This is a genomic window from Streptomyces boncukensis, assembly GCF_011045075.1.
Lineage (GTDB): Bacteria > Actinomycetota > Actinomycetes > Streptomycetales > Streptomycetaceae > Streptomyces > Streptomyces boncukensis.
In genome coordinates, this window is record NZ_JAAKZZ010000574.1 from 1 (window position 1) to 4,264 (window position 4,264).

Consider the following 4,264-nt stretch of genomic DNA (forward strand, 5'->3'; position numbering starts at 1 on the left):
GCGCTGGGAGGTGCTCTGGCCGCCGGGCGGCCCGCCCGGTGCCGTGGCCGGGGACGCGAACGACGCCAGCGTCACCCTCCTCGTCCGCACGGCGGGCCTCACCGTGCTGCTGACCGGGGACATCGAACCGGCGGCGCAGCGGCGGCTGCTGAGCGAGCGGCCGGGGCTGTCCCGGGTGGACGCCCTCAAGGTCGCCCATCACGGCTCGCGCTTCCAGCACGGCCCGCTGCTGGACCGGCTGCGTCCCCGCATCGCCCTCATCTCGGCGGGCGAGGACAACCCGTACGGCCATCCGGCGCCGGACACTCTGCGGGCGCTGTGGGACGCCGGGGCCGTGGTGTCGCGCACGGACGTCAACGGCGCCCTGGCGCTGACCCGGCGCCCGGACGGCACTCCGGCGGTGGTCCCGCAGCGCGGAGGCCCTTGGCACCCGGAGCGGCGGACGGCGGGCGCACCGCGCTCCCCGCCCCCACGGGCGCCCCCTGTTCGAGCGAAGCCGAGAACCTGGGGAGCGACCAGCCACCGAGCACCCGCACTCTGCGGCGAACAGCAAGGGGCAGCCCCGACCGGCAAGATCCGCCGGACACGGTCTGACTAGACGCCTTCGCAGACCGCGCGGTTCTCCGGAGGAGCGCAGGGCAGGTGACCGTGCTTCTCCATCAGGTTCCGGCCGGAGTCGCCGTTCATATAGTCGAGGAACTTGGAGGTGAGGGAACTGGTGGGCGGTGCCCCGTAGGTGTACGCGTGCTCGGGCTCCCAGAACGGGTAGTCCCCGGTGCGGACGGTGTCGAGGGACGGCCGGTGTCCGTCGAGCCGGGCGAGCCGGAGGCCGTCGGCGCGGGAGGCGGAGCGCCACTCGGCGTAGCCGATCGCGCCGGGCACCTTGCGCACGGTCCGCAGCACCTGGTCCGTGGAGTCGACCTCGCAGCGGATGACGCGGGCCTCGGGAGAGTCCTTCGTCCGGCAGTCGCGGGAGGAGTAGGCGGGCTCCAGGCGGTCCAGCACCCGCCCCTGGAACACGCTGCGGGTGCCGGAGCCCGCGGTCCGGCTCACCAGCCGCACCGGCAGGTCGGGCCCGCCGAGCCGGCGCCAGTTGTCGATCTCGCCTGTGTAGACGCGGCGCAGGTCCGCGCGGGTCAGGTCCAGCGTGCGGGCCGCGACGCCGTCGTTCACCACCACCGCGAAGACGGAGAGCGCGGTGCGGTGGTCCTTGAGCCGGGGGTGGCCGTCGGGCTTCGGGCCGTCGGAGAGGGCGAGCCGGGCCGGGAAGCGGCCCTTCGCCTCCTCGCCCGCCTGCTGGAGCTCCCGGATCCCGGCGCCGCTGCCCTGCGCGTCCACGGTGATGCTCGCCCCGGGGCACTCGTCCTCGTACGCGGCGGCCAGGTCGCGCATCACCGGTGCGAACGCGGTCGAGCCGACGACGGCCAGCGCGCCCTCGGCGCAGCCCCGGGGCGGGGGCGCGTCGTCGCCCCAGATCCTGATCACGATCGGTTCGAAGACGAGGAGCAGCACCAGCCCGATGACGAGGCCGAGCACGCGGTTGCTGGGACGGGGGTTCTTCTGGTTCTCGCGGACCCGGCCCTCGCTGATGCGCCCGCTCACCCGGGGCTTGACGGTGGGGGTCTCCGCTCCGTCACCGCTGCCATCGCTGCTGCCGCTGCCGCCGTCGTCGGTCAGTACGACGAGCAGCTTGAAGTGCTCGCCGCGGTTGAGGGCGACCTTGGGGATGTCGATGCGGTCCTGGTAGCTGCGCAGCCCCGGGTTGGTGGGGCTGGGTTCGAAGTGCCGCCGCAGGGTCTCATGGCTCGGCTCGGTGACGTCCACGTCGATGACCGTGCGGCCGGGGAAGGTGGCGGACAGCCCGGCGTGTTCGCCGTCGCGGGTGGTGATGTAGTCGTTCTCGGTGACGGTGCGGAAGCCGTCGTTCTCGATCCGGAGCAGCACCAGCGAGGTGCGGGAGGTGTCGGCGCCGCGCAGCAGGTGCAGCCGGTGGCCGTTGTGGACGGCGGCGGACGCGTCGTCGATCCGGGTGTCCATCTGCACGCGGTACCCGATCCGCTTCTGACCGGGCACGAGCCGCTCGTACCAGAGCACGCCGAAGGTGGCGAGCACGCCGAGTGCCGCCAGCAGGTTCTCGGGGCTGAGCCAGTCCATGAGAGCCTCGCGCGGTGGTGACCGGGGCCGGTGGGGCTGTCACGGTAAGCGCCGCCCAGGTGCACTGGTGCTCAAATCCTGTGCTGTCAGCGGCTGTTCGCCCCGATGTCGACGGGACGTGACCGCTCCGTGCCCGGACCGTCCCCGGAACGATTCACTCCCGCTCCAGCCACCCCTCGTGCCCGGCGGCGAGCTCGTCCAGCCGCCCGGTGTCGTACCGCTGGTCCGGGTCCTCCAGGACCACCAGCCACTGCGCGTCCTCCGCGTCGTCCTCGCCGGCCAGCGCCTCGCGCACCAGTTGCGGCTCCTCGGCGAGCCCCAGCAGCTCCTCCAGCTCGCCCGCCACCTCCTCGGCCGCCTCGCGGTCCGGGAGCACCAGCACATGTCGTACATCGCTCACCCCGGCATTCTGTCAGCGGCGCGTGCGATGCTTTATGGCGATGGCTGCTGCGCGTAAGAAGACGACCCCGGACCAGGACCTGCTCGCTCCCGTGACCCTCGCGGTGGGCCAGGAGGAGCTGCTGGTCGACCGCGCCGTGCGGGAGGTGGTGGCCGCGGCCCGCGCCGCCGACGCGGACACGGATGTGCGGGAGCTGGCCTCCGCCGATCTCCAGCCCGGCACCCTCGCCGAGCTGACCAGCCCCTCGCTGTTCGCCGAGCGCAAGGTCGTCGTGGTGCGTGCCGCGCAGGACCTCGCGGCGGACTCGGTCAAGGACGTCAAGGCGTATCTGGCGGCCCCCGCCGAGGAGATCACCCTGGTCCTGGTGCACGCGGGCGCAGGCAAGGGCAAGGCCCTGCTGGATGCGGCCCGCAAGGCGGGCGCGCGCGAGGTGGAGTGCCCGAAGCTGACCAGGCCCGCCGACCGGCTCTCCTTTGTGCGCGGCGAGTTCCGCGGGCTGGGCCGCTCGGCGACGCCGGAGGCGTGCCAGGCGCTGGTCGACGCCATCGGCAGCGATCTTCGCGAGCTGGCCTCGGCCTGCGCCCAGCTCACCGCCGACGTGGAGGGCACGATCGACGACGCGGTGGTCGGGCGGTACTACACCGGCCGCGCCGAGGCGTCCAGCTTCACCGTCGCGGACCGGGCGGTGGAGGGCCGGGCGGCCGAGGCGCTGGAGACGCTGCGCTGGGCGCTGGCGACGGGCGTCGCACCGGTGCTGATCACCAGTGCGCTGGCCCAGGGCGTCCGCTCCATCGGCAAGCTGGCGTCGGCGCCGCGCGGGGCGCGCCCCGGCGATCTCGCGCGGGAGCTGGGGATGCCGCCCTGGAAGATCGACCGGGTGCGGCAGCAGATGCGGGGCTGGTCGGCCGACGGCGTGTCGGTGGCGCTGCGCGCCGTGGCGGAGGCCGACGCGGCGGTGAAGGGCGCCGGAACCGATCCGGAGTACGCGCTGGAGCGGGCCGTCGTCACCATCGCCGGCGCCGCGCGGGGGAGGAGCTGACGCCCCGGCGGCGCGGGGTGCCGGTGCGGTCTTCTCGGTCCGACCCGGCAAGATCCGCAGGGCACCCTCAGGCCCCTAGCCTTTCCGCAGGGCCGCCAGCGTGGACTTCATGTCAGCCGTGAGCATCCTGCGCAGCTCCGGCTCGCCCGGCGCTGCCGAGTCGCTCGACGCGGAGGCGTAGTTGCTCCACTCCAGGCTCGCCTCGAACCACCCGTCCCGCACCGCGAGCCGCATCCAGCGCACGGTGCTGCCGCCCCGTGTCTTGTCCACGATCAGAAACGCCTGGTCGCCGAGTCCGCCGAGCTGGGTGGTCCGGTAGGACGAGGTGTCGTCGCTCCGGTCGGTGTACGCCTGCGCACGGGGCGCGAACTCCGGCTCCGGGTCGGTCTTCTTGTGCCACATCCCGGTGAAGCTCACATAGGTGCGGTTGTAGCGATCGCCCGAGGTCTTCATGGTCACGCTGCAGTACGAGGAGGCGAGCGCGGGGTCCTGCGACGCGTACTGGGTGGGGTCGCCGCTCTCCTCCGAGTAGCGCGCCGCGACGGACGAGCGGTCGAAGGCGTCGCACATGTCGCCGCGGTAGGCGTATCCGGCGAGGTCCGCCGCGCCGCTGCCGCCCCCGCCGCCGCTCTGTTCGAAGCCGTCGGTCGCCAAGAGCGCCCCCGCCCAGA

General features: G+C 73.6%; 4 protein-coding genes and 1 pseudogene. 2 read left to right on the forward strand and 3 right to left on the reverse strand.

Translation table 11 applies throughout. The annotated features are described in order from the left end of the window. Positions 1-598 (forward strand): ComEC/Rec2 family competence protein (locus G5C65_RS32230; RefSeq protein ID WP_420903383.1); only part of this gene is annotated, 598 nt, incomplete at its 5' end. On the opposite strand, the gene G5C65_RS32235 is transcribed toward G5C65_RS32230, so the two are convergent. Next, positions 595-2,154 carry a PstS family phosphate ABC transporter substrate-binding protein gene (locus tag G5C65_RS32235; protein ID WP_165302588.1) on the reverse strand — a complete coding sequence of 520 codons (1,560 nt, stop codon included), beginning with the start codon at positions 2,152-2,154 and terminating at the stop codon, positions 595-597. The two genes, G5C65_RS32230 and G5C65_RS32235, sit on opposite strands and share 4 nt — an antisense overlap. Before the next feature lie 154 nt (positions 2,155-2,308). Then, the gene (locus G5C65_RS32240) at positions 2,309-2,554 is read right to left on the reverse strand and encodes a hypothetical protein (protein ID WP_165302589.1); all 246 of its coding nucleotides are present in this window, start codon (positions 2,552-2,554) and stop codon (positions 2,309-2,311) included. A 40-nt stretch (positions 2,555-2,594) separates the two neighbouring features. Between G5C65_RS32240 and holA the strand changes: the two genes are divergently transcribed. Continuing rightward, positions 2,595-3,593: a DNA polymerase III subunit delta gene (gene holA, locus G5C65_RS32245; RefSeq protein WP_241266214.1), complete on the forward strand. Its 999-nt coding sequence runs from the start codon at positions 2,595-2,597 to the stop codon at positions 3,591-3,593. Between the two features lie 75 nt (positions 3,594-3,668). Here the strand turns inward: holA and G5C65_RS32250 are convergent. Further along, positions 3,669-4,264: pseudogene (locus G5C65_RS32250) on the reverse strand (hypothetical protein); the annotation flags it as partial.

What these genes read in the sequence shown, in the direction of transcription:
- holA (WP_241266214.1), top strand. Translation starts at nt 2,595, where the DNA reads ATGGCTGCTGCGCGTAAGAAGACGACCCCGGACCAGGACCTGCTCGCT.
- G5C65_RS32235 (WP_165302588.1), bottom strand. Translation starts at nt 2,154, where the DNA reads ATGGACTGGCTCAGCCCCGAGAACCTGCTGGCGGCACTCGGCGTGCTC.